Genomic DNA, 23595 nt, shown 5'->3' on the forward strand with positions numbered 1-23595 from the left:
AAGGTTGACCTTTTCTCATGCTGCAACGATGAGAAACATCATTCCGCATCCCCCGTGATACGTTGAAGGCATCTGTAACGATGTAAATCATCCTTGCAGACCGCTTACGGGCGCGAAGCTGACCTTTTCTCATCGTTGTTATCCGCGCATAGCGGAGGCGTCCTGCTTCAGCAAAAAAGCTACCCAGAATGTCTTTACAGACACTCATGGATAACTTTTATCAGGCTAAGTCGCTGTCGACTCTTTAACGACCACTTGCGGGCCGCGATATTTGTAGAAAAATGCCACGCCGATCAGCGCAAGTCCGTTGATGGCAAAAACCAGAGGGATGCCGAGCCAGCCGCCCAAGAAGCCACCGATGATCGGCCCGCTCATCGTCCCAAGCTGCGTAGCTGATTGGTTGAGGCTGAAGGCCCTGCCCCGAAAGCTGGGGTCGGTAAATTTCACAATCAATGCGTTTAACGCCGGATAGACGGCCGCGAAGAACAGCCCATAACTAAACCTCAGAATGCCAAACGCCAGCAAATGATGAGTGCCCAGCTGCAGCAGATTACCAATCCCTCCGCCTAGCAGCCCGATGAACAGTGTTTTGGAGTAGCTGAGCTTTTGCCCAAGCTTGCCCCATCGAGGCGCAGCGATGACTGTCGCTACACCAACCGCTGAGAAGATGATGCCTGAGCTTAGCGACGCAGAACTTTGGGTGCCTCCCATTTGGAGCACATAGATGGTAAGCAGCGGCTCAACGATCATGACCGAGGTAGCCACCAGCATGGTGACGCCGAGGATCATCATGAATGAGCGGTTGTGCGCAGCCGATTTCAAGTCATCCCAGACGCTGGAACGCACGGCTGAGCGGTTGAAGTTTTTCTCCTTGGCTCCGAATAGGCCGATGAAGGCCGCGACCAATACGACACAGCCAGACACCAGGAAAGACTCCCTGTTCCCTACCCAGTGGCTGACAAAACCGCCAACTAGAGGGCCAATCACGCTTCCAGCAGCCCCTGCCGTAGACATAACGCCAAGGGCGTAACCGACTTCTTTCTCCGGAGTGTTCGTGGCAACTAGCGCAATGGCGGCTGGAACGAAGCCGGCAAGCAGTCCCTGCAGGATTCGTACACCTAAGAACAAATAAGGATCATGCACGAAAAACGTCGCAAAATAAAGAACGCTTAAACTGAACCCTGAGCGGATGAGCATCGGTTTGCGACCATATTTGTCGGCAAGCGATCCCCAGTAGGGTGCAATTAAAGCGCTGGCAAGAAAAGTAATCCCAAATGTTATGCCCGACCATGCTTCGAGCCCTTTATCAATCCCAAGCTCCGTGTGCAGGAATATCGGCAAGAATGGAACCGATATGGTATAAGCCATCCCACAGAAAAAAACGCCGATCCACAATGTAACCAGATTTCGCTTCCAAGAAAATTCCATGTCATTTCCCCTCCTAATGATTTTTTCTGCACGTAAGTGCTCGTCCACTCTCTTATCTCTCCCGACAACCGCGAAACGATAACCTTATTTTATCATCTTTATCCCTATAGTAGAAATTTTAAATCAACCAAATAAAAAAGCCACCTGATTTCAGTGGCTCCGAGCTTTATATTCCCTCAATACTTTTTCTGTCACATGATAAACAATCATGTATAACGTGAACACGACAAGATACACAAAAGGTGAGTACCACAGCTTCCATCCATTAAACGTGAACACGTGACAAAGGCAGGCCAACCATTCAAATAATACGGACAGCCCCGAGAATACGCCCACATATATGATCCGGACTATACCTGTAAATTTCCATTTATCATAAAAATACAAAAAGATGTAGGTGTATGGAGGATAGCTAATATAGTAAATAACAATGTCCATCAGCTCATACTTGGAGCTATCATTTACATCGTACATATCGAAGGGTTTAACAGCAATCAGCGAATCAACCGACTGCGATATACATACTGTAAACACGGTATATACAGTAATCGCAATGGGAGAGAAACGTTTGGGCAGCAGAAAAGCGATGGTTACTGTGACAGCGAGTGAAATCAAGGTGAACCACTCATTGATATCAAAGCGTTCAGGTGGATACAGGATCATGGCTGTCACACTTTCCAAGCATTTTTCTAAAGACCAGGCAGAAGCAGGTTGATTCCAGCAAAGCGATATACCAGATCACCGCGGAATAACCGACGTTCCACCCCGTTAATTTCAAAATACCAAAGAGCTGAAATAAATGATAAGAACCCGTTAAGGCTGAAAACCAGATGCCTATATAGAGGATTTTGATCAGAAAACGTGTATTCGCCTGAAAAATAGGAACGAGCAGCCACAAGGTGGCAATCGGGAAAATAATGATTTGAACGAGCTTATAAAAGAAAAAGGCCGAATACGATTCGGTAAATTGTATCAATTTGAAATTATCTACAATCGCTGAGTGCAGTTGTTCAATCGCAATTAAGATGACCATGTAGTACACCCATTTTTCGAATCGGTCAAAAAGCTTGGGTATCTTTCTCAAGGAAACCACTGCGCCAATGGCTATCAATGTCGTGCAAACATTTAATAAGAACACGGTAGAAAAAACCTCCAATTAGGAAAAGTTTTACCTTACTATTCCCAGTTGAAGGCTCTGTATTCAATAAGTTATCCAATCGTAATCTTCCCTTCCGGGTAGCGATAATGCTCTTTCTCCGGCAGCGGAATCAAAATGTAGGCGAGTGTAACGGGCCCAAGCCGCCCAATGAACATCAGAACCGCAAGAAAAACCTTGCCGAATTCCGTCAACTGCGATGTTAACCCCATGGACATCCCTGCTGTCGCATAAGCCGATGTGACCTCAAACAATACGCCAAGGAACGGATAGCTCTCTGTTATGGTAAGAACAATGGTGGCAATGACAATTAATGAAAAGGAAAGCAGCGTAAATGTAATCGCCTTATAGATCCGATCCTTCGAAATACGCCGGCGGAACAGCACAATCTCCTCATTGCCTCGCATCATCGCGATGACGGCGCCGACAAGAATAACGAAGGTCGTCACCTTGATGCCCCCTCCGGAGGAACCAGGCGAAGCCCCGATAAACATCATGATAATGATGAAGAATTGCGTTGCCTGACGCATTAGTGGAATATCGATCGTATTAATGCCTGCTGAACGTGACGAAACGGACTGCAGCAGAGAGCTGAGCAGCTTGCCCATAGGCGAGAGAGGTTGCAGTGTATGCGTATTCGTGAACTCGAAAATAAGGATGACAAGAGCGCCGATGAATATGAGCGCAGCCGAAGCACTAAGCACCACCTTGCTGTGCAGGGTTAGCTTTCTATTCTTGGGATAGGTCAGCAAGTCGGAAATCACGATAAATCCGATTCCGCCTAGAATGACAAGAAGCATAGAGACGATGTTAATGACAGGATCTTCGACATAATGCATCAAACTACCGGGTCGGTCAGGCAAGCTGCCAAATAGATCGAACCCGGCATTGTTGAATATCGAGATGCTGTGGAAAATGCCGAAGTACACGGCCTGGCCGATAGGCATCTCAAACGACCAGCGAATCGCGTACAGCACAGCGCCAGCCAGCTCAATGTAGAGCGCGTAAATCAAGACTTTTCGCACAAGCCGAACGATCCCTTCCGTGGACTCATGGTTCATCGCTTCCTGCAGAATGAGACGCTCCTGGAAAGAGATGCGTCTGCGCAGAACGAGTGCAATGAGTGTGGACATGGTCATAAAACCAAGACCGCCAATTTGAACAAGAAGAATAAGTACAATTTCCCCAAAGTTTGATAAATGCGCGCCTGTATTGATCACAGACAACCCCGTTACACAGGTGGCAGAGGTTGCCATGAACAGGGCGTCGTTCCAGGTCATTTGGCCTTCCCCCTCTAAGGAAATGGGCAAAGACAGCAGGATAGACCCTACGAAAATGATCAAAACAAACCCAATAGCGAGCACTTGAGGGGGACTTAAGCGGAATTTCTTTCTCGAATTATTTATCATTGCGGGCAGCTCCGTAAGTAAATGAGTTTGCGATCATTGTATAATTTGGTAGAAGCAATGTAAAGAACTGTCAGTTTAAGAGGAATCCTCGCCTCATTCTAAGACTTTCCACCTAAATTATAAGTCGTAGAGGCAGGAATAAGCCCCTCCCTAGTAGAACACTTCATTGGAATCATGCGTTAAGTTAAGCCCGTAGCGGAGGTAGTTTTGGCCATGTCCATAGACCGAAGATTAATAAATGAATCTTTATTTATACAAGCTTTTGAATATGCTCCGATCGGCATGGTTCTCGTTGCATTGAATGGGCGCTTTCTCAAAGCTAATCCAGCTATTTGCTCCATCCTAGGGTATTCGGAGTTGGAGTTGTCCACCCTGACTTTTCAGGAGATCACCCATCCGGAGGACTTGGTCCTTGATCTACAATTAATGACAGAACTGCTTGCAGGCAAACGGGATTCCTACCAAATGGAAAAAAGGTACTTTCATAAAGACGGACGTATCGTCTGGTCTCTATTGGCTGTTTCCCTTGCTCAAGATGAGGATAGTCATTCGCCCTTCTTCGTATCTCAAATTATCGATATCAGCGATCGAAAGCAAGCGGAAATCGAGCTGCGGGAGAAAGAACGCCTTCTCCATGAAAAGGACGCCCACTATCGTGTCAGCATGATGATACATTTAGAACAGGTTCATGAACTATATCGTATTATTTCCGATCATGCTCTGGACATCATTACAATTGCCTCACCAGAGGGTGTAACTCGTCATATTTCTCCGGCTGTACGTAATTTGCTTGGCTATGAAATGGACGAAATCGTAGGAAATAGAATGATGGATCTTTGGCATCCGGATGATCTGCTTGCTTTGGATGAGCGCTGTCTCCTTAAAAACTCGGATGTCGATATGTTTATATGCCGTGTTCGTCATAAACAGGGCCATTACGTTTGGTTCGAAACGACTGTCAAAATGATTCGCAATGAAGCCGGCGATGTCGAGAAGATCGTTGCCGTCGGCCGAGATATTACGAAACGTAAACAAGCCGAAGATGAACTCTGCTCGACTAAGGAAAGACTTGAATCTTTCATCAAGAACAATGGGGACGCGATTTGGGTCATCGACCGTGACGAAAAGGTCGTTGAAGCCAATGCGGCATTCGGTAAGCTTTTTCAGTGGAAATCAGAAGAAATTATTCATCAATCGCTGCCCATTACCCCACCAAATCTCGTTGATCAGACAAGGGCACTTCACGAACAGGTCCTCTCCGGGCAATCGGTGATCGGTTTCGAAACGATTAGACTGCGCAAAGACGGAACTATGGTTGATGTGAGCACGACGCTATCTCCTATTCATGACACGACTGGCCATATTATTGGCATAGCTGGTACCTGTCACGACATTACGGAAAAGAAACAGGCTGAGCAGTTGCTAATTAACTCGGAGAAGCTGTCTATCGCTGGTCAATTGGCTGCGGGAATCGCCCATGAGATCCGCAATCCGATCACAGCGATTAAAGGCTTCATTCAGCTCATGAAATCAGGGGTTTCCGAGAAGAAATTGTATTATGAGATTATGTCATCGGAGATCGAGCGTATCGAAATGATTCTCAGCGAGCTGCTAATTCTGGCTAAGCCTCAGATGATCCACTCCGATCGCAAAGATATTCGCAATATTCTTGCTCAAGTCACTACATTGCTAGAATCCCAAGCGATTCTTAATAATGTCGAAATCATAACGGAATGTGAATCTGGTCTTTCCCCGATTTTGTGCGATCAGAATCAATTGAAGCAGGTTTGCATTAATTTCATTAAGAACGCGATAGAGGCTATGTCACTTGGCGGAACCCTCCTCATTCAAGTGAAAACATGGAACGAGAACAGCCTCATTCTGCGTTTCATCGATCATGGTTGCGGAATCCCCGAGCACATTTTGTCGAAGCTTGGACAGCCCTTCTACACAACTAAGGAGAAAGGCACAGGCCTTGGATTCATGGTCAGCAAAAAAATTATTGAAAGCCACCATGGAACGGTAAGCGTATTCAGTAAAGAGAATGAAGGAACAACGGTCGAAGTTTGCCTTCCAACTTTTAGCTAGTTATGTGCTATCAGAGACTTAGAGCCATTCTGCCTCCAGGATGGCTCTTTCTCTACCCTACTTAACTTCACCTACATCTTTGACTATCGGATTTACATGCACGTTCACTTCCGCCTTGGCGAATACCTCTCCCCAACGATCATCTACCTTCTTCCATGCTTCATATTCATGAGCACGTGCGAACAAACCAAGTCCAATTGGATCGATTTGGTGCTTCTGAAATTTGTCGGTAAGTTCTTTCATCTGCTTGTCCAGTTGCGTCTTGATCATCTTCTCCAGTTTCTTGCCCTCCTTATCTGCATCCAAAGCAAATAACTTCTCTGTTATGAAAATAGGCAGATTCAGCACGACATCGAAATGGAACTGATCTTGCGAATAAGTCACCTTCACTTTCCTCGTAAAATGGAGGATATAAAAAGTGACCGCTCCTTCCGAAAAAAGGTCGTCACTACTCTCTTCCGGCAAATGAAGGGTAAAGGAAAGGCTTCCTTCTATCCCTCCTTGAAGCAATAGCAGAAGTTGATTTTCTCTAGAGTTCAACTTCTCTACATATTTTCCTTTCTTATTCAGCAGTGCGGTTCCCGTCGCGACAATTTCTCCATTTTTGCGTAATTGCGGCAGGTATGGCGTTATCCCCTTCTCATACACCTGACTGTGCAGATTATGCAGGGTTGTCGCCGTAATCAGATTTCTTTCCTTCGCTGTATCAATTAGCGTAGCCACATGCAGAGGAAGCCTCCGTTTATTCGGGGGCTTAAAGAACATGATGTCCTCAACCGGACCGTCGACAGCAATAACCTTCGCCAAAATATTCGATTTGGAATCTCGGAAACAGATATCCAGCATCTTAAGCCATCCCTCATGCTCTAAAACGCGCGATCCAACGAGAATACTTTGGACCTTACCAGAACTTATAAGCGCTGAAACACGAGCATCCAATTCGTTTCTTGCTCCTCTCACAGTTGGGGAATACACCTTGGTTTGCTCATTTTTTTCCTTCGCCTCCTTATTAAATACCGGGCTTGAAGAATAAAACACAAGATGATTGTCCTTATCCAGATCAATACCTAACATAAGAAGAAGGGAGATGTCCTCCAAGTCAACCCGATCATCACATCCTGGAAGTACCAACAGCACAGCAATCAGGAGCAACATAGCTCGTCGAAACCGCATCAATTCCGCCACCTTGCTATTCGATTCTTCACCATAAGAAGTCCCCATAAACCAAAAGGAAGCAAGTAAGCTATGACCACTCCTAGCTGATTAAAACGTGCGATCCAAACTTTACTTTGGTGCCAACTCAGATCCCAAAAGAAGGTGAGCACGATCATGCCAGCCAGCATAATAATCATATGTGCATTCGTTTTCCCCCTTGCAACCAATTGTTCCGTGCATTGCACGGCAATAAGAAGTGCAGGAAACCACGTTTTACAAATGAGGAGTACATACACGGATAAAAAGATAATATCGAATCTCTCCAGAAAACGAAATTCAATGATTTTCGCAGCGGAAAGCGGTGATAGCGGATATTGGGTGATTTCGTCCGGGCTGAAGACAACAAAACAAATGATCGTCACAAATAAGTAAACCGCAAGAGTTAGGGTGTTAGCGATTACCACGTTGGCGGAAGCTGTCTTCTTATTTTCTAAATAAGGGTAAAAAAACAACACCCCTTCAAATCCCAAAAAGGAAAGGATCGTTGAGCTTACACTGTGCCAGACCGGCATCCAACCTTCTTTTAGAACCGGTAGAAGATTTATCCAATTTGCCTCCTTAAATACATATAGCAGGATGAACGGCATCCAAATGGTGCTTAAAATTACGACTTCCGCGAAACGTCCTAAACTTCGGACGCCTCCCTTCACGACCATAAAGGCTGGTACAACAAACAGCAACATGAGCACATACGTATAAGATTGCTGCATGATCCACGTTTTGATGAGAAGAGCCATTCTGCTAAAAATTAAATAGGCGAACATCATCATATAGGCCGCAAAGATTACGGTTAAAAGAGTGCCGGACCATTTGCCAAAGTGATGCCTCACCAATTGAATAACGGTGCCATTTGGGTATTTCTTCATAACTTGGATCATCGCCAGACTCGCCAATACGGAACATACCCAGCCCCCAAAAATGGCGATCCACCCATCTGTACCGCTAATTTCCGCCAAAACGGATGGCATCGTTATCACGCCTACCCCTACCTGCATCCCATGAATCAAAAAGATAAACTGTAAACGTGTTATTTTGTTGTTTTCATAGGTATTTCCTGTTTGTGGCATTAGTTGTCATCACCTTCTGCGCGTTTTGGAGCCATCTTCTTTTTCTGAAGAGTTCTTATACTTTGGGGGCGCATAACCATCTTCCACAGTGGCAGGCGTACGAAACTGTCTTTCCAATCCTCTAGTCGTAGGGGAGCAATCGGTGAGGTATAGGACTGACCAAGTGATTTTAAATTTACGAGATGCGCGACCAGAACCATGTATCCTGCTATGATCCCGACGATGCCAAATATCGAGGCAATAATCATCATAGGAAATCGAATCAACCGAATGGAAGAGGCCATGTCATAGTTAGGCAGAATAAAGGAAGCCACTGCTGTAGAGGCCACAATCACGACCATAAGGTTGCTGACGAGCCCGGCTTGAACTGCCGCTTGTCCGATGACAATCCCACCAACGATGCCTACCGTCTGGCCCACAGGAGCTGGCAATCGAATACCGGCTTCACGGAGCATTTCGAGCATAATCTCCATAATTAATGCTTCGATAAGCGGCGGATATGGAACAGCTGCCCTAAATTCACCAATAGATAAAATGAGATCTAAAGGAATCACTTCATGATTGAAGGAAATGCAGGCAATATAGATACCTGGCAGGAAGGCAGCAACAAAACAGGCCAATATGCGCAGCAGCCGAAGGAAAGTCGCAATGGGCCAACGCATGCTGTAATCGTCAATCCCCTGAAAAAAAGAGACAAGACTCATCGGCGCAACCAAGACACTCGACGAGCGGTCCAACACCACACAAATTCTTCCTTGCAAAATTTGAGAAGCTGCCGTATCCGGACGTTCTGTCGTAACAAATTGCGGGAACAAGGAGAAGGTATTATCCTCGATATATTCAGCTAGTTCTCCTGTATTTAGGATGCAATCCACATCCAGCTTCGTAATCCTGTTTTCCATTTCCTGCAATAGTTCTGGCAAAGCAACATCTTCTAAATACAAAATAGAAACCTTGCTGCTAGCTCTTCGACCAACGTAGTACTCCTTAATTTTCAGTTCCGTGCTGCTGATATACCGGCGGATTAATGCAATATTTTGACCGTCTGTCTCGACGAATCCTTGGTGAGCTCCTTTTAAAGACGCTTCGATCTGCGAATCCGTAATTGCTCTCTGAGGCCAACCCTGCGTATCCATGGCATAGGCATGAGGCAGCCCATCAATGAACAGGACGCTATACCCGTGCAAGATGGATGTCTCTATTTGCTCCCATGTCGTTATCGTGATCATAAGTCCAAGCGTTACAGGCAGTTCACCATCTACTGCTTCCACCTTGTGAAACATGAGCTGGTGCAGGACATTGTTGTTAATGGCATTTTTATCTACAAGTCCGGACAGATACACAAGTGCAGCTTGACTCTCCGTTTGTTTATAAACGAAAGTGCGGACAACCAAATCTGGTGTTTTGTTAAAAATCGCTTGTAGTGCCATTACATTCTCTGTAAGAGTTGTATGCAGCAAGTTGCTCGCTGGTGCAAAATTGCTGTTCTGCCCCGGTTCGGCCGCTTGAATGAATATTCGGTTCGTCCAGCGAAATAATCGGCGAACAAAACTCATCATGTACACCCTCTTACCTCATCCATTGTTGTCGTCTCATTTTCCCTTGAATTTCCATGGATTATTCATGCTTTTTTCACTGGACTAGAGAAATTCAGCTTTCTGCAAATAACGTGTATAAAAAGTGGAAAAATTTCGGATGTTATAGAAGGAATGCGAGGTGAAACCATGTCTACCCACGAGGAATCCAATTCAGAATATCCGCGGAAAATCCGCGACTTCCAAGTACTAAGCACGATAAAGCCCAGTGAATGGACGGAAATTGAACTCCACAACAGCCACAGGCAAATGAGCGATTTATCCCCTTGGCTCAATGAGCAGGGCACCCATATCCACAGTCAAGTCATTCAGGAAATCGAACGTCGCGGCGTCTGACTTAGTAAACATAGATGTTGCTTTATTATCGAAATTCCTTCATAATGAAGAAGTTGAATCTACATAATTTTAGGAGGTATTTATACAATGGCACATCAACTACCAGCTCTTCCTTATGCGAACGATGCACTTGAGCCACACATCGATGCTAAAACGATGGAAATTCACCACGATCGTCACCATAACGCTTACGTGACTAACTTGAATGCAGCTTTGGACAAGCATCCTGCTCTGCATGATAAATCCCTTAACGACCTGATCGCTGACCTGAACAGCCTTCCTGAAGATATTCGCACTGCTGTTCGCAACAACGGCGGCGGACACGCGAACCACTCCCTATTCTGGGAAGTCATCGGACCAGAAGCTGGCGGAGCACCTACAGGTACGCTTGCAGCAGCTATTGAGAGCGAGCTTGGCGGTTTTGACAAATTCAAAGCTGACTTCGCTGCAGCAGCAACAACACGCTTTGGTTCTGGCTGGGCTTTCCTAGCTGTTGACAAAGCTGGCAAATTGAAAGTATACAGCTTGCCTAACCAAGACAGCCCGATCATGGAAGGCGAAACGCCAATCCTTGGTCTTGATGTTTGGGAGCACGCTTACTACCTGAACTACCAAAACAAACGTCCTGATTACATCGCAGCGTTCTGGAACGTTGTGAACTGGGCTGAAGTTGGCAATCGTTACGACGCTGCGAAATAAGCTAGCCATACAAGGAGCTGTCCTACGAGTAGATCTTTCTACTTGGGGGCAGCTCTTTTTTATTTGAGGCACAGGGTGGTGACCTAGCGACATCCTCCTTTGGGACTATTAATGATGGAAATTGTTTACGGGTTTTCGGGAAAGTAGTACGATAACGGTAACCAATATTATCCTGAAATGAGATGAGAGCCCGGTGAAAACAATCGTCCCCCTACTTCAAAACGTTCCTCTTTTTCAAGAACTCTCACAAGCTGATTTATTAGGCATTGCCCCTCTATTCGTAGAAAAGAAAGTGAAGAAGGGCAGCATTCTATTCTTGGAAGGCGATGCAGGCGAGGAGCTATTCCTGATCAAATCAGGTGTCGTCAAAATATATCGGTTGGATGAAGCTAAGGAAATCATTCTGGCTTTGTTTCGGGACGGGGATTTTTTTGGCGAAATGTCTCTAATAAGCGCTGGGCTTACCCGATCGGCAACCGCTGAAACGCTGGAAGCCTGCACACTCTATGCTTTGAAACGCACCTCCTTCGTGCAATACATGGAAAAGAGCCCCAGGCTATGCCTAAAGCTCTTGGAAACCACTATGGGGCGACTTCGTCAAGCCAATGACCAAATCTACGATCTAACGTTTCTGGGTGTACGCTCACGAATCATTAAAACGATCATCCGCCTGTCCGAGCAGCATGGTATTCCTGCACAGGACGGCCTTCTGATTAATGTCAAACTGACTCATCAGCAGCTCGCCAATATGGTTGGCACCGTGCGAGAGTCCGTTACCAAAGTGCTGCAAGAGCTGCAGGACGATGACCTCATACAAATCGATAAAAAATTAATCACATTAATCAATGTGGATGCTATTAAGGCCGAAATTCGCTAATACCTGAGGATTAGGAAGCCATTGAGCATTGGAGAGGTGGGTCATTGGGTCATTGGACCAGTGGATCAGGGATCAGGGGATCAGGGAGCACCTACTCGTTGCTCTCCTGCCACTCTTTCATAATCCGAATGAACACATTCGGGAAAGCGTATTGCTGCAGCTCATCCGGGCCAACCCAGCGGTAATGGAACGGGATCCATTCTCCCCCGCTTGTGGGGTGGCTCAGGCTGGTCAGCTTCGCGCGAAATACTTTCATTTTCCAAACAATATGGCTGAAAATATGTTCCGTATCCATGAACCATTCGCCAGGCTGGATGATGATTTGCTCTTGGTCTGCAAGCGCTTTGCGCAGCACATCCTTGTTCTCCTCATCGGCGAGCCATCCTTCAGACTCCCAAGACACATGCGGCAGCTCCCACATACGGGCGAGCAAACCCTCCTGCGGACGCTGTCTGATCAGCCATTTCCCCTCATTCTCGCCCGTGCCTTCGATCAAAGCCACTGCCCGCAGCTCAGGACGAGGCGGCTTGGCTTTTTTCTTGATGGGCAGGGCTTCTTCCATGCCGGCTTCACGCGCAGAGCAATGCGCCATGACGGGACACGTCAAGCAGTGCGGCGACCGAGGCGTGCATACCATGGCCCCAAGCTCCATCAGCGCTTGATTAAAGTCACTCGCTGTTCCTTCCAGAATCAGCTCGCGCGCCAGCTTCTCCATGCGGGTCCGAGTCGCCGGCTTCATAATATCTTCTTCAATAAGGAAATAACGCGACAACACACGCATGACATTACCGTCTACAGCCGGCTCCGGCTTATTGTAGGCGATGCTTAGAACCGCTCCAGACGTATAGGGACCAACACCTTTTAACGATGAAATCTCTTCTTTCGTCTGTGGAACGATGCCGCCATAACGCTCGTGAACTTCACGTACCGCATTTTGAAGATTCCTCGCACGCGAATAATAGCCTAGTCCCTCCCAGGCTTTCAGAACATTCTCCTCAGGTGCAGTCGCAAGGGCTTCTACCGTTGGAAATTGATCGATGAACCGGTGGAAATAAGGAATGACCGTATCCACTCGGGTTTGCTGCAGCATGACTTCGGAAATCCATATATAATAAGGGTTTTTACTTCTTCGCCATGGTAAATCACGTTTGTGCGTATGGTACCAATCCAGTAAATTTGTGGAAAAATAAAGCATTTGTTCTTGACTGTACATGAGCTCTCCTTCTCTATGGGGCGCGTTCCAGTTATAATGAATGAATGGACATGACTCCATTATACGAGAATTGCGGAACATAAAACTAGAGGTGAATGTATGCAAAACGAGAAGCAAGTACATAAAAGGAAATTATGGATCGGCGAAGCACGTGCCCTCCTCCCTCTGCTCTTCATCTGGGGTGCGGAGTGGATATTCAGTGCGCTTGTGGATATAGCGATCTATTGGCACGACCTGGATTGGCTCAAACAGGCCGCACTCCTTACGGCTGTCATAGCGAGCTTGGTGCAGCTATGGAGTTTGCGGAAGGATTTCCGCGCTGACGGGGAAGGCTTGAAGGACCAGAGCGGCTGGGGGCACCCGGCTCTGCTGCTGCTGACAGGCGTGATGCTGATCGCTGCTATCGCTTTGCTCGAGGCAATTGGCGCTATCGGGCCTTTATTCGCCCCTGTGCTGCGAGCTTTCATTCTCGCGATTGGATTTGTACAGATCGGGCTGCTTCTGGGCAGACCTTTGATTTATTTGGGATTGTGGCTGTTCGCCCTGTCCGCTGTGATGGGCGTGTGGTATTTAGGTTATTCCGCCGTCATACTCGAGGGCATGGGCGGTATCAGTCTGATCGTAAGCGGATATATGCTGCGCGTTTGGGGGCGTTAGGATGGATAGGACATCCGCTATGGAAGAAGCCATGCTGCGTACAGCATGGCGGAGAAGAATTGGCGCACTCTTCGTTGCGCCGATGGTGCTCGCGTTAGCCGCGTGCGGCGGGGCTTCAAGTGGCGAAGCCACACCGAAGCCTCCAGCAGCCACCGCAGCAAGCGAGAGCAACCCTGCGTTCGTGAAGGCGCAGGAGCTCTTCACAGCGAACAAGTGCATCAGCTGCCACGGCGTTGATCTGGCTGGCAGAGCCGGTGCCAAGACCAATTTGACAAAGGTCGGCAGCCAAATGACCAAAGAGCAAATTGCGGGCCAGATCAAAAACGGCGGCGGCGGCATGCCTGCGTACAGCAGTAAGCTGTCCGAAGAAGAAGTTGGACTGCTGAGCGACTGGCTCAGCTCCAAAAAATAGCAGCCCTAGAGCTGCTCCACAATCGCGTAGGCGGCAGCCATCGATTCCGTATGCGTAATGCTGATATGGATGCGGTGGCTGCCTATTAAGCCTGCCCGCAGCAGCGCTTCCTCGCGCACGTGGCATACCGGTTTGCCTAGCCCATCGGGCAGCACCTCTACATCCTGAAAGCCAATCTGCTTGCCGATGCCGCAGCCGATTGCTTTGACAACAGCTTCCTTTGCCGCAAAACGGCCCGAAGCAAACTCCGCTAACCGTCCTCGCCGTTTATGCGCAAGCTCTCTCTCCTGAGGCGTCAAAATCCGTTCCAGAAACCTCTCGCCCGCTGAACCTTCCAGCATCTTGCGCACTCGCGCAATTTCCACTAAATCCGTTCCGACGCCAATAATCATCGCCCGTGAGCACCACTTTTCTGCTGCGTTTTGCGTCCACTGTACACGATTCGGTCCTCACGGTCAAGGGGACTGTTTACTTACAGGGTGTTTGCAGGGTGCATCTAAGTTACTTACAAACCACTTCTAGTTACTTCCAGGTAAGTAAGTTACCCTATTTTCAGTTCTTCTGCCAAGCAGGAACTAGGCGTATACTGTACATAGATTAAATGCTGGGAGGCCTACATTAATGAGAATAATGCCACTTGAAAAACGTGGAATATCGAATAGCCGAATTGCTTTTGGATGTATGAGCCTTGGCGGGGATTGGACAGCAGCTCCCTTGACCAAAGAAGATTATATCGTTGCTGAGAAAGCTGTGGAAGCTGCGCTTTCCATTGGCATTACCATGTTCGATCATGCGGATATTTATAAAAGAGGAAAGTCCGAGGTTGTCTTCGGGGAAGTCCTTAAGAAAAGACCCGATCTTCGCGATCAAATCATTCTCCAATCCAAAGTGGGCATTCGTTTCCAGGATGATGTGCATCCACAGCGTTTTGATTTTAGCAAAAATCACATGATTCCCGCCGTCGATGGCATTCTTAGCCGTCTAGGCGTGGAGCACCTGGATGTCCTGCTGCTTCACCGTCCAGATCCACTTATGGATCCGGAAGAGATCGCAGAAGCTTTTAATCTTTTGCGCTCTTCTGGCAAAGTGCGTCACTTCGGCGTCTCCAATATGACCGCTGCACAAATGCGCTTCATTCAAAATTCCTTGCCGGAACCGCTTGTCGTGAACCAGCTGGAATTAAGCTTGGCACGCCTGGACTGGATTGAACAAGGTATCCTTGTCAATCAAAAGGCCGGCGTAGGCGTCAATTTCGCCGATGGCATCCTAGAGCACTGCCAGATGGCAGATATTCAAATTCAGGCTTGGGGCCCGCTGGCTAAAGGCATCTTCTCCGGCAAAGTGTTGGAAAATGCGCCGGACAACGTCGTAAAAACGTCAGCCCTCGTTAAGCAACTGGCTGCCGAAAAAGAAACAAGCTTAGAAGCCATCGTGCTTGGCTGGTTAATGAAGCATCCGGCTCGCATTCAGCCGGTTATCGGCACTTCATCTGTTGAACGCATACTGGCTAGCCAAGATGCGATCCGCGTCTCTGAAAATATGACACGCGAAGAGTGGTATACGCTGCTTGAGAGCTCACGTGGTGTGCGCGTTCCATAGGCTCCACGCACGCTTGCTTGCATGCGAGCTCTCCCGCTCGTGCAAATAGATGGAATTCCTATCGCTAAATTCTTGGGTGTTGCGGCCACTCGGTCGCTCCCTTGAAGATCACTCCAGAGCAAACAAACAACCCCCGACCTGAAAAGGCCGGGGGTATTTATTTTACAGGCTTAAACACCCGGAATCGGAATGCGTTTATGCTCCGTTTTGAGATATTGCTTCTCCAGCTTCTCTTGGACGGCTGGATCGATTTGCTTGCCTTCCAAGTAGTCGCTGTTATCGCCATATGTAATGCCGAGCTCATTCTCATCCGTCTGACCGTCCCATAGGCCGGCAGTCGGCGCTTTATCCAGAACGCTTTGCGGAACGCCTAGCTTCGCTGCAAGAGCACGCACCTGCCGCTTATTCAGCGTGCTCAGCGGTGTGATGTCGACGGCGCCGTCGCCATATTTGGTAAAGAACCCCGTAATCGCTTCGGAGGCATGGTCTGTGCCCACAACGATTAATCCCAGTTCAAAAGCAAGAGCATACTGCATCACCATGCGCGTCCGCGCTTTGATGTTGCCTTTGCCGCCACGGCTTACATGCTGATGAACGCCGATATGCTTGAGCCCGTACTCGACCTCAATGGCAATTTCGTCGACAGCTTCTTCAATATTGTTCTCGATTTGATATTTCAAATCGAATGCTTTGGCCACCGCGTAGCTATCTTCGATGTCTACTTGCTGACCGTATGGTTGAAATACGCCGACCGTCTTGTACTCGGTGCCTTTCTCCGCAGTCAGCTCGTCTGTTGCCTGCTTGCACAAACCTGTCGCTACAGCGCTGTCGATTCCGCCGCTGATTGCGATCAGCAGACCGTTTGCTTTCGCGCCAAGCACATAATTTTTCAGAAAGTCCACACGTTTGCGGATTTCTTCGTCACTATCAATTTCCGGCTTAACCCCAAGCTTCGCGATAATTTCTGCTTGCAAACTCATGCCTCTCTCCACCTTTTCTATAGTGTGAAACACAACCTTCTTTGAAATCTAGTATAGACTTTCAACCCCAAAATTTCAAAGAATAATCGCATTTTTCTGCCCATAAAAAGGAAAAGACCCGCCATGCATCAGCTGCAATAGCGGGTCTTGATTCCTTATTTGCAATATTCGTTGAAAGCACCGATCAAATCGCCAGCGATCATATCAGCGGAACGGTCTTCAATTTGGTGACGTTGGATGAAGTGAGTAAGCTCACCATTCTTGAACAATGCGATGGATGGGGATGATGGCGGGTATGGTGCCAAATACTCACGAGCCTTCGCTGTTGCATCCTTCTCTTGACCTGCGAACACAGTGTATGTGTACGTTGGCAGTGTATCATTTTGAAGCGCTTTGGCTACACCCGGACGACATTGACCTGCTGCACATCCGCAAACGGAATTGATAACTAGCAGCATCGTGCCATCTTTGGACTTCTCAATCGCTTCGTCCACTTGCTCCGGAGTCAGAAGCTCCGTAATTCCCAGACGAGTCAAATCTTCCCTCATCGGTTTAACCATATCTTTCATGTAAGAATCAAAAGACATTGCCATATGTTCCACCCCTTAGGATTTAATAGTTACTCTCAAAACGTAATCGTTACAACTTATATTATACATCCGATGGCGGCGAATGCAAAGTACTAGTCGACCTGTTCCATTAATTCGCAGGGAATACTTGAACCATTTTAATCTGATACGGTTTCTCCGTATAGTACCAGAAGATGCCTAGCTCATCTTCTGTTCCTTCATAATTGGCATACATATCAATAGCTTTATTATTGCCATCACCGCCAAAATTAGCCGTTACTTGCTTGCCCACGAGGCGCTGCGCGCCTTTCCCCATGTAAGTCTGATTCACCCCGCCAAAACTCGGGTCTGCGCATTCGCTTTGCACATACAAATTGTTACCCTGCTTATAGTACGTCCAAACAACGGAATAATTGCCCACCCTGGTGGTCATGGTCTGTTTCTGTTCACTAATATTCGTAAGTTTGATTGGGTCTTTAGCGTCTTTATGCTCTTCTACAAGATGACTGGCTATAAAATGGATAATAGTATCCTCATTAATCTCCATACTTATAGGCCGTTCAAATCGAAAAATGGTCTCGGTAGGGTCATCCTCATTATACTGAAAACCCCCTTCCAGTTTTGTTCCATTCATATCGATCGCATAGTTCATATAAGGAAATCTTGCGTATTTCTCATGCTTGGCAATGATTCGAATTTGCGTAGGTGTTATTACCATTTCTTTGAGGAGCATAGCAACCCCTGATTCCATCATTGGAATGTTCATTTCGCGCTTTATCGTCCCGCTAAGCATCTGTTTTTTATCCAGGTGAAGCTTGTAAGTCCACTCGTTATCGAACCTTCTAGACTCTTTCGTATAACTAAGTTTATAGACAATACCTGCTGACTTCAGTTCTTCTGCGCTGTAAAACTGTTGTCCTGTATACTCCCCGTGCTCCCCTGGCGCTCCGAATGCACCAATACTGGCTTCCTTCAAAAGAACTCCGTCTTTATAGACAGCAATGTGAGGAAATGCGACGGCTTTCGCCTCGTCGTTTTGGAATGTAATCGCAGACTTGAATAGCATCTTCTCCCCTTGCTCAAAAGTTTGCAGCTTCAAATTTTCAATGCCGTCTTGACGAATCGTATATTCCCCCACTTGCCCCTCTGTAGGATTAAAATCTATTTCACGCTCTACGGAGGAAAAAGCTTGCAGCTTCTGAGCCGTTAACTGCACCTCAGCATCCTGCTGCGAGGGGGTCCACTCCGTTTCGAAATACCCATTCATGGATTGGGTAGCTTCCTCCCACCTTTGATAATGATTGCCCTCAATGATTTTCCCTTGGCTATCCTTCATGGTCATTTGGGAAAAATATAAATCCTTCGCTGAATTTACTTCACTGCTCAGACTGTATAAAATAACCGTTCGATTATCGTCGACAATGGCTTTATTGATCGTAAGCTTAATACCCTGCTGCGTGACTGACTCATCCATCACTTGTCCAAGTCCCATTTGCATAGCTGACCCTATGCCGATGCGGTGCGCGAAAAATTGCTCCCAATTCATGGACATCGCCGCATAGACCGGCGTTGCGGCCAGAATAGCTGCTAGTACGGCAATTGCTCAAGCAGATGGGCGCATTCCGACGCTAACTCCTTTTCTGCAAAAATGGCATCCAGCGTTTTCGCCGATACAAGAGCTTGAGCTTGCTGCCATTTGACTTGCTTCGCATGGTCTCGCGAGTCCTTTTTCAGATTGTTTAGACACTGATTGACGGCTACTCGCAAGATCCATGTCTTCAAGTGCTCGACTTGACGCCACTGATGTTTAAATACATTCATAAATACTTCCTGGCATACATCTTCAGCGTCTGCTTCATTCTGCAGCATGTAATAACAAGTTCGATAAACTTCTTTGTTATATAAGTGGAATAATTCCTTTTCAGTCACTCACTCCTCTCTTTACCCCTATAAACAATTCCAATTGGTAAAAGGTTCATTTTTCACAAAAAAAAAGACCTCCCGAATACGATCGGCAGGTCTCTATAGCTGTATGAAAATTTGGCCTGTGTCTATGCCTCATCCTTCTTCTTCTTACTAGAAGCCTCTCCCGGCTCAAATGAAACATCCTTATCCGGATGCGTAAAAATTCCGCTTTGCGGCAAGATGCCTTCTTCGAAATATTCGCGGTTCTCGGCGCTTTGAAACCCAATGTCCTTATACGGATGAACCCATTCATCGCCTGCCATGACTTCGGGATCGGTCTCAGCCGTCCACTGCTCCAGCGGGGAATTATCCGATTCGTACTCATGATCACCGATGACGACACCGTGTTCGTTCACGAACGCCTCACGCGGACCGCGCCCCTGCTCAAATTGCGGGAGAAAATCGATCTCGAACGGATCGAGATTGCTTTGGTCCTCAGCGGACTCAGCTGCCTTCTTCGGATCCTTGCTCATGTCGATGGCCGGTTGGGTCCGTCCAGTTTTTTGTCCACAAAGCCCTCTTTACCTGCGCCTGATGACTTCTCGCGTTCCTTGTTTTGCTGCTCTTGTTGAATTTGGGTTTTGGAATCGTTTTGACTCATTAAACTCAGCTCCCTTCTGCCAGTATTATGTGCCAAAGCAGGTAGAAGCATTCCAACTACGAGCATGAAAAGAAAGATCAGTTGTGCCAAGCTTAGATAAAGTAGTTCTGGCTTTGCAGCGGCAAAAAAACTGGCTAGCATGCCTGCCGCGCCACCATAAATCAGCGAGTATTTCAGTAAAATCCCGCTTCCCAAGCGATTTCGCCGTCCCTCATACCCTATCTGCCAAATAAGCAGCGGCACAAGCAGCAGCGAATAATAGGCCCGATAAGGATGAAAACGGGAAATCGTGCCTTCAATACCGATGCCCCATGGCCATGTGGTCGGTAATCCGTATGCTGGGATCAACGCACAATATACAAATACGGCCGCAGTCAGACCCGTTACGAATATATTAAGAAATACGTATAGCGGTATACGCTGTTTTCGTATTTGAACGTACATATAAATACAGGCCAATAGCAGTCCAAGCACTATTTCTGTGCTAGAGCCTACCACCATAAGCAGTTTCAATGGGCTTGTCCAAAGCAATGAGGGCTGTGTAACGATAACGCCAAGCTTCCATGTGAGCAATACAATGATAGCCCCAACAAAAACAATATCATCTAACGGTTTTGTCGTAGGGGTCTCTTCTCGACTACTTAATTGCCGCGCTGCTCTTCGAATCAACCATAAGCCCAAAGCGCAGGCTAGAAGCAACGCCACCAGCTTCCCTTGCAGCTGGAGCGGTCCGAGCTGAAATACATCTGGCATCATTTACGCCATCCTCTCTTTCAATTACTTCCATCGTAACGAGAGGAGACGAGATGTGCAACTATCAAGGCCCTAGGAACTGAAAGGTAAATGAGGATTTCTGCAATTTCTCAAAACGGAAGCCGGCTGCTTTCAGCCTTCTGATCACGATAGGAAGCGCCTCAAGAGTCGTTGTCTTATACGTGTTATCGTGCATAAGTACGATGATACGCTTCTTCCCCTTGCTTGCGCTCAGTACAGAGTCGATTATCATGTCTCTATCCTGCACGGGTGCAGCTGCGTCCGTCGAGCTTACGTTCCAGTCAAAATACTGGTAGCCCTGCGCTTTCACCTCGGCCGCCACCTTACGCATGACTCCCTTGCCGCCGGACTTACGGCTCAAATGATTGTCAGAACCTCCTGGAAACCTTAGAATATCAGGTCGATAGCCGACCGTCTCCTCCAGGAGTTGATCCAATTTGCGCACATCTTTCATGAAGGCTTCAGGTAATTTGTAAATGCGGTTATAGTTATGCGAATAGGTATGATTGCCAAGTGCGTGACCTGCCGTAGCGATTTCCTTATATATCGATTTGCCCTCGCTCGTTTCTGTGCCTATGACGAAGAAAGTTGCTGTTACCCCATAGGTTTTTAAAATATGTAAAATCTTCCTTGTACTGTTTGACGGTCCGTCATCGAACGGGATAAGGCTTGTGGTGTGGAGGTCCCGTGTAAAAATGTCTCGTTTCCACGGCTGTTATTTCTATGTCTTCTGTCGCCGGAGCAGGACTTCCCTCCAATACCTCACTCGCTATTTGTCCTGGCAACTGTTTAGGCACTTGTGCCGCTTGCTCTGTATGTATTTGTTCAGCCGCACACCCTACTAAATTGGCACTAATCATTAACCCTATTAAATAAACGGCTGTTCGCCGTTTCTGATCGCCCATGGATGCTCCCCCTCTTCATGCGTTTCCTGCGCTATTTTAGTATGGCTATCCTCGCTTTCGACATTAAACCCAATATTTCCCGGGAAATCCGACAGGAACTGCCTTATCCCCTCTTTATGTGACTATCTCTCACTGATCTAGCAAGAGTAAAGAAAAAGCCTATCCTCAGGTAAATTTCTACCCAAGGATAGGCCTATCGTAACCAGCTAATTACTCAGCAACGTTGCCGTTTAATTTCTCTTTCAGCAGGTTCATCTGCTCATCAACCTTTGCTTGCTTCGCCACATCAACAGGTGTATAGCTGCCTACTGTACCCGCCGGTACATATGGCTTGCGAGCGATTTCTGCTTCAACTTCCAATTGAATGATCTTTTCTTCCATGCGTTGGAAGCCACGGGATGCGCTGCCGCTCTCAATAACGCCGTTGTAGGAAACTTGCGCCATTTGTTTTTTCGCTTTGGCAAGCTGAGCACGGGACACAAGCTCGTTGCGCTTGTTGCGCATTTTGTAGAATTCATCTTTCATTTCATGAAGCTGTTGCGTCAACTCATCAGCATGCGCTTTGGCAGAAGCATATAAATCCGTGTACTCGACAATTTTATCTTCATGATACAATTTTTCTTCAACGGCTTGGCGAGCAATGCCTTCTTGACCGTTTTTGATCGCTGTGGAAGCTTTCACTTCACGGTCAGCTACTAAACGAACGGACTCCTCAAGGCGTTGTTTCAATTTACGCTCACTTGCAATTTGTCTTGCTACTGTTACTTCAGCCTGTGCAATTTCTTGCTCCATGTCACGCAGATACTGATTCAACATGACGATCGGATCCTCAATTTTATCCAATACCTCGTGAATTGATGCTTTTGTCATATCCTTCATTCTTGTAAATACTCCCATGGTTTACACGTCTCCTTTTTTAATATCAATTGGTTGTTGTTCAAAACGAGCGACTTTGGCTCTTAGTTCTTCCACTTCTCTTTGCAAAGCTTTCTTCTCGATATCTTTCATCATTTCATCGATGTTGTTAGTGGTTTTGTTTGCCTCATAAGCAGCGTTATAGCCTGCGTGATGCGGCGGTACGTGACCTGGGTGCGGCTTGTGAGCCGTCGTGTTCCAACCACCGTTGTACGGAGGGCGGGAATACGAGCCCGCATAAGGATCGAACGGCGGATGATCGTAGCCAGGTTCCTTCGGGATCACAATCGCGGCGATAAAGTAGATGAAGATGACCGTTCCACCTGTGAAAAATGTCGTGATGACTACTAGCAGTCTTAGCAGCGTAGCATCAACATTCATAGCTTCGGCAAGTCCACCACAAAGACCGGTTACCTTTTTATCTCTTCGTGAGCGGTATATTTTGCTCATGATTGCTTGTTCCCTCCTGATTCAGCTTATTCCGTAGGGCCTCAAGCTCAGCGTCTACTGCCGGATTCCCCGCACCGTAATAGCTTTCGCGGCCCATACGTCGTACATCTCGGAGCGTTCTTGCATGAAGCTCCATATCGGATACGCGCTCTTCCAAGCGACCGAACATCCGTGGTGACGCATCCTGCGACACACTGCTGCGAGCATGTAATCTTTGCTGCAAACGGGCGGATTCCATTCGTGCTAGGTAGTAGCTACGTTTATCTGCCACTTCTTTGTAATCTGCTCTGAGCTGCTGCAGCTCTTCATCCAAGTCTAGGATGGATTGCTTAGCTTGCTCATATAATTCGCGATATTGCTCGCTTTTCTCCTCAGCTTGCAGTTTCTCTTGAAGCACGATTCGTGCCATATGTTCTTCGCCGGCCTTCAAAGCCAGGAGCGCTTGCTGCTCGCGCTTCTCTTTGGTTTCTAACGCCGTCAGATATTGCTGTCTTAGCGAAGCTGCGTGAGTGACGCATTGCTGGTACAGCCTCTCGGATTGCTGAAGCTGTTCGCGCTGAGCAGCTAAGTATTGGTCGATCAATCGAACCGGATCTTCGGACCGTTCCAAATGTTCATTCAGGGATGCTACGGTAATGTCTCTCATTCGCCTCAATAGGCTCATCTCTCATACCACCTTTTCCAC

Annotated in this window: 27 protein-coding genes; 7 read left to right on the forward strand and 20 right to left on the reverse strand. The window is 47.2% G+C overall.

The features are described 5' to 3' along the window. Positions 1-225: 225 nt before the first annotated feature. The 4 genes from AC58VC_RS28955 to AC58VC_RS28970 form a co-directional block, all read right to left on the reverse strand. Positions 226-1428: an MFS transporter gene (locus AC58VC_RS28955; protein WP_497373913.1), complete on the reverse strand. Its 1203-nt coding sequence runs from the start codon at positions 1426-1428 to the stop codon at positions 226-228. A gap of 150 nt (positions 1429-1578) precedes the next feature. After that, entirely contained in the window at positions 1579-2109 is a 531-nt protein-coding gene (locus tag AC58VC_RS28960) for a hypothetical protein (protein WP_497373915.1), read from the reverse strand. Next, positions 2072-2566 (reverse strand): hypothetical protein, encoded by a 495-nt coding sequence (locus AC58VC_RS28965; protein ID WP_497373917.1) that lies wholly within the window; start codon positions 2564-2566, stop codon positions 2072-2074. Before AC58VC_RS28965 ends, AC58VC_RS28960 begins: the two co-directional genes overlap by 38 nt. A 71-nt stretch (positions 2567-2637) precedes the next feature. Then, complete coding sequence (locus AC58VC_RS28970) at positions 2638-3993, reverse strand: TrkH family potassium uptake protein (RefSeq protein ID WP_497373919.1); 1356 nt, start codon at positions 3991-3993, stop codon at positions 2638-2640. A gap of 213 nt (positions 3994-4206) precedes the next feature. Here AC58VC_RS28970 and AC58VC_RS28975 point away from each other — a divergent pair, with 213 nt between their 5' ends. Continuing rightward, positions 4207-6081 (forward strand): PAS domain-containing sensor histidine kinase, encoded by a 1875-nt coding sequence (locus tag AC58VC_RS28975; RefSeq protein ID WP_497373921.1) that lies wholly within the window; start codon positions 4207-4209, stop codon positions 6079-6081. A 57-nt stretch (positions 6082-6138) separates the two neighbouring features. On the opposite strand, the gene AC58VC_RS28980 is transcribed toward AC58VC_RS28975, so the two are convergent. From AC58VC_RS28980 to AC58VC_RS28990, 3 genes are read right to left on the reverse strand one after another with little or no spacing between them, the layout of a single operon-like run. Next, on the reverse strand, positions 6139-7254 hold the full coding sequence (locus AC58VC_RS28980; RefSeq protein WP_497373923.1) for a Ger(x)C family spore germination protein: 1116 nt from the start codon (positions 7252-7254) through the stop codon (positions 6139-6141). Then, complete coding sequence (locus AC58VC_RS28985; RefSeq protein ID WP_497373929.1) at positions 7254-8363, reverse strand: GerAB/ArcD/ProY family transporter; 1110 nt, start codon at positions 8361-8363, stop codon at positions 7254-7256. Before AC58VC_RS28985 ends, AC58VC_RS28980 begins: the two co-directional genes overlap by 1 nt. Further along, complete coding sequence (locus tag AC58VC_RS28990) at positions 8363-9922, reverse strand: spore germination protein (RefSeq protein ID WP_497373933.1); 1560 nt, start codon at positions 9920-9922, stop codon at positions 8363-8365. The genes AC58VC_RS28985 and AC58VC_RS28990 overlap by 1 nt, the downstream gene beginning before the upstream one ends. Before the next feature lie 165 nt (positions 9923-10087). Here AC58VC_RS28990 and yfhS point away from each other — a divergent pair, with 165 nt between their 5' ends. The 3 genes from yfhS (at position 10088) to AC58VC_RS29005 (ending at position 11870) form a co-directional block, all read left to right on the forward strand. Next, a complete protein-coding gene (gene yfhS / locus AC58VC_RS28995) occupies positions 10088-10294 on the forward strand; it encodes a mother cell protein YfhS (RefSeq protein ID WP_186456703.1) in 207 nt (68 codons plus the stop codon). Between the two features lie 87 nt (positions 10295-10381). Next, positions 10382-10993, forward strand: coding sequence for a superoxide dismutase (locus AC58VC_RS29000; RefSeq protein ID WP_497373936.1), 612 nt, complete (start codon positions 10382-10384; stop codon positions 10991-10993). A 193-nt stretch (positions 10994-11186) separates the two neighbouring features. Next, positions 11187-11870, forward strand: a complete 684-nt coding sequence (locus tag AC58VC_RS29005) for a Crp/Fnr family transcriptional regulator (protein ID WP_497373937.1) — start codon at positions 11187-11189, stop codon at positions 11868-11870. Between the two features lie 91 nt (positions 11871-11961). Here AC58VC_RS29005 and mutY read toward each other — a convergent pair whose 3' ends face one another. Beyond that, a complete protein-coding gene (gene mutY / locus AC58VC_RS29010; protein ID WP_497373939.1) occupies positions 11962-13083 on the reverse strand; it encodes an A/G-specific adenine glycosylase in 1122 nt (373 codons plus the stop codon). Between the two features lie 99 nt (positions 13084-13182). Here mutY and AC58VC_RS29015 point away from each other — a divergent pair, with 99 nt between their 5' ends. Together AC58VC_RS29015 and AC58VC_RS29020 are read left to right on the forward strand one after the other, a co-directional pair. After that, complete coding sequence (locus tag AC58VC_RS29015; protein WP_497373941.1) at positions 13183-13740, forward strand: hypothetical protein; 558 nt, start codon at positions 13183-13185, stop codon at positions 13738-13740. A 1-nt stretch (position 13741) separates the two neighbouring features. Next, positions 13742-14152: a c-type cytochrome gene (locus AC58VC_RS29020; protein WP_497373943.1), complete on the forward strand. Its 411-nt coding sequence runs from the start codon at positions 13742-13744 to the stop codon at positions 14150-14152. 5 nt (positions 14153-14157) lie between these two features. Here AC58VC_RS29020 and acpS read toward each other — a convergent pair whose 3' ends face one another. Then, complete coding sequence (acpS, locus tag AC58VC_RS29025) at positions 14158-14544, reverse strand: holo-ACP synthase (RefSeq protein WP_497373945.1); 387 nt, start codon at positions 14542-14544, stop codon at positions 14158-14160. A 229-nt stretch (positions 14545-14773) separates the two neighbouring features. On the opposite strand from acpS, the gene AC58VC_RS29030 reads away from it, so the two are divergent. Next, positions 14774-15751 carry an aldo/keto reductase gene (locus AC58VC_RS29030; RefSeq protein WP_497373947.1) on the forward strand — a complete coding sequence of 326 codons (978 nt, stop codon included), beginning with the start codon at positions 14774-14776 and terminating at the stop codon, positions 15749-15751. 170 nt (positions 15752-15921) lie between these two features. On the opposite strand, the gene nadE is transcribed toward AC58VC_RS29030, so the two are convergent. The 11 genes from nadE to AC58VC_RS29085 form a co-directional block, all read right to left on the reverse strand. Further along, a complete protein-coding gene (gene nadE / locus AC58VC_RS29035; protein ID WP_497373949.1) occupies positions 15922-16731 on the reverse strand; it encodes an NAD(+) synthase in 810 nt (269 codons plus the stop codon). 155 nt (positions 16732-16886) lie between these two features. After that, positions 16887-17324 carry a BrxA/BrxB family bacilliredoxin gene (locus AC58VC_RS29040; protein WP_145669054.1) on the reverse strand — a complete coding sequence of 146 codons (438 nt, stop codon included), beginning with the start codon at positions 17322-17324 and terminating at the stop codon, positions 16887-16889. A 106-nt stretch (positions 17325-17430) separates the two neighbouring features. After that, positions 17431-18852: a DUF4179 domain-containing protein gene (locus AC58VC_RS29045; protein WP_497373951.1), complete on the reverse strand. Its 1422-nt coding sequence runs from the start codon at positions 18850-18852 to the stop codon at positions 17431-17433. A 35-nt stretch (positions 18853-18887) separates the two neighbouring features. Then, positions 18888-19229, reverse strand: a complete 342-nt coding sequence (locus AC58VC_RS29050; RefSeq protein ID WP_497373953.1) for an RNA polymerase sigma factor — start codon at positions 19227-19229, stop codon at positions 18888-18890. Positions 19230-19351: 122 nt separating this feature from the next. After that, positions 19352-19738 carry a DUF3905 domain-containing protein gene (locus AC58VC_RS29055; RefSeq protein WP_497373955.1) on the reverse strand — a complete coding sequence of 129 codons (387 nt, stop codon included), beginning with the start codon at positions 19736-19738 and terminating at the stop codon, positions 19352-19354. Next, entirely contained in the window at positions 19735-20619 is an 885-nt protein-coding gene (locus tag AC58VC_RS29060; RefSeq protein ID WP_497373957.1) for a prolipoprotein diacylglyceryl transferase family protein, read from the reverse strand. Before AC58VC_RS29060 ends, AC58VC_RS29055 begins: the two co-directional genes overlap by 4 nt. 64 nt (positions 20620-20683) lie before the next feature. Next, positions 20684-21337 (reverse strand): polysaccharide deacetylase family protein, encoded by a 654-nt coding sequence (locus AC58VC_RS29065; protein WP_497374326.1) that lies wholly within the window; start codon positions 21335-21337, stop codon positions 20684-20686. Then, positions 21291-21545 (reverse strand): hypothetical protein, encoded by a 255-nt coding sequence (locus tag AC58VC_RS29070; protein ID WP_497373959.1) that lies wholly within the window; start codon positions 21543-21545, stop codon positions 21291-21293. Before AC58VC_RS29070 ends, AC58VC_RS29065 begins: the two co-directional genes overlap by 47 nt. Positions 21546-21755: 210 nt before the next feature. Beyond that, positions 21756-22442 (reverse strand): PspA/IM30 family protein, encoded by a 687-nt coding sequence (locus AC58VC_RS29075; RefSeq protein WP_497373961.1) that lies wholly within the window; start codon positions 22440-22442, stop codon positions 21756-21758. A 3-nt stretch (positions 22443-22445) separates the two neighbouring features. Continuing rightward, a complete protein-coding gene (locus AC58VC_RS29080; RefSeq protein ID WP_497373963.1) occupies positions 22446-22910 on the reverse strand; it encodes a PspC domain-containing protein in 465 nt (154 codons plus the stop codon). Continuing rightward, positions 22879-23574 (reverse strand): PspA/IM30 family protein, encoded by a 696-nt coding sequence (locus AC58VC_RS29085; protein ID WP_497373965.1) that lies wholly within the window; start codon positions 23572-23574, stop codon positions 22879-22881. The genes AC58VC_RS29080 and AC58VC_RS29085 overlap by 32 nt, the downstream gene beginning before the upstream one ends. Positions 23575-23595: the final 21 nt, after the last annotated feature.

This window comes from Paenibacillus sp. J22R67 (genome assembly GCF_059692175.1).

Excerpts from the sequence above, each read along its gene's own strand:
- AC58VC_RS28955 (WP_497373913.1), bottom strand. The coding sequence starts at position 1,428 with ATGGAATTTTCTTGGAAGCGAAATCTGGTTACATTGTGGATCGGCGTT.
- AC58VC_RS28970 (WP_497373919.1), bottom strand. The coding sequence starts at position 3,993 with ATGATAAATAATTCGAGAAAGAAATTCCGCTTAAGTCCCCCTCAAGTG.
- AC58VC_RS28975 (WP_497373921.1), top strand. The coding sequence starts at position 4,207 with ATGTCCATAGACCGAAGATTAATAAATGAATCTTTATTTATACAAGCT.
- AC58VC_RS28980 (WP_497373923.1), bottom strand. The coding sequence starts at position 7,254 with ATGCGGTTTCGACGAGCTATGTTGCTCCTGATTGCTGTGCTGTTGGTA.
- AC58VC_RS28985 (WP_497373929.1), bottom strand. The coding sequence starts at position 8,363 with ATGCCACAAACAGGAAATACCTATGAAAACAACAAAATAACACGTTTA.
- AC58VC_RS28990 (WP_497373933.1), bottom strand. The coding sequence starts at position 9,922 with ATGATGAGTTTTGTTCGCCGATTATTTCGCTGGACGAACCGAATATTC.
- yfhS (WP_186456703.1), top strand. The coding sequence starts at position 10,088 with ATGTCTACCCACGAGGAATCCAATTCAGAATATCCGCGGAAAATCCGC.
- AC58VC_RS29000 (WP_497373936.1), top strand. The coding sequence starts at position 10,382 with ATGGCACATCAACTACCAGCTCTTCCTTATGCGAACGATGCACTTGAG.
- mutY (WP_497373939.1), bottom strand. The coding sequence starts at position 13,083 with ATGTACAGTCAAGAACAAATGCTTTATTTTTCCACAAATTTACTGGAT.
- AC58VC_RS29015 (WP_497373941.1), top strand. The coding sequence starts at position 13,183 with ATGCAAAACGAGAAGCAAGTACATAAAAGGAAATTATGGATCGGCGAA.
- AC58VC_RS29020 (WP_497373943.1), top strand. The coding sequence starts at position 13,742 with ATGGATAGGACATCCGCTATGGAAGAAGCCATGCTGCGTACAGCATGG.
- acpS (WP_497373945.1), bottom strand. The coding sequence starts at position 14,544 with ATGATTATTGGCGTCGGAACGGATTTAGTGGAAATTGCGCGAGTGCGC.
- AC58VC_RS29030 (WP_497373947.1), top strand. The coding sequence starts at position 14,774 with ATGAGAATAATGCCACTTGAAAAACGTGGAATATCGAATAGCCGAATT.
- nadE (WP_497373949.1), bottom strand. The coding sequence starts at position 16,731 with ATGAGTTTGCAAGCAGAAATTATCGCGAAGCTTGGGGTTAAGCCGGAA.
- AC58VC_RS29040 (WP_145669054.1), bottom strand. The coding sequence starts at position 17,324 with ATGGCAATGTCTTTTGATTCTTACATGAAAGATATGGTTAAACCGATG.
- AC58VC_RS29045 (WP_497373951.1), bottom strand. The coding sequence starts at position 18,852 with ATGTCCATGAATTGGGAGCAATTTTTCGCGCACCGCATCGGCATAGGG.
- AC58VC_RS29055 (WP_497373955.1), bottom strand. The coding sequence starts at position 19,738 with ATGAGCAAGGATCCGAAGAAGGCAGCTGAGTCCGCTGAGGACCAAAGC.
- AC58VC_RS29060 (WP_497373957.1), bottom strand. The coding sequence starts at position 20,619 with ATGCCAGATGTATTTCAGCTCGGACCGCTCCAGCTGCAAGGGAAGCTG.
- AC58VC_RS29070 (WP_497373959.1), bottom strand. The coding sequence starts at position 21,545 with ATGGGCGATCAGAAACGGCGAACAGCCGTTTATTTAATAGGGTTAATG.
- AC58VC_RS29075 (WP_497373961.1), bottom strand. The coding sequence starts at position 22,442 with ATGGGAGTATTTACAAGAATGAAGGATATGACAAAAGCATCAATTCAC.
- AC58VC_RS29080 (WP_497373963.1), bottom strand. The coding sequence starts at position 22,910 with ATGAGCAAAATATACCGCTCACGAAGAGATAAAAAGGTAACCGGTCTT.
- AC58VC_RS29085 (WP_497373965.1), bottom strand. The coding sequence starts at position 23,574 with ATGAGCCTATTGAGGCGAATGAGAGACATTACCGTAGCATCCCTGAAT.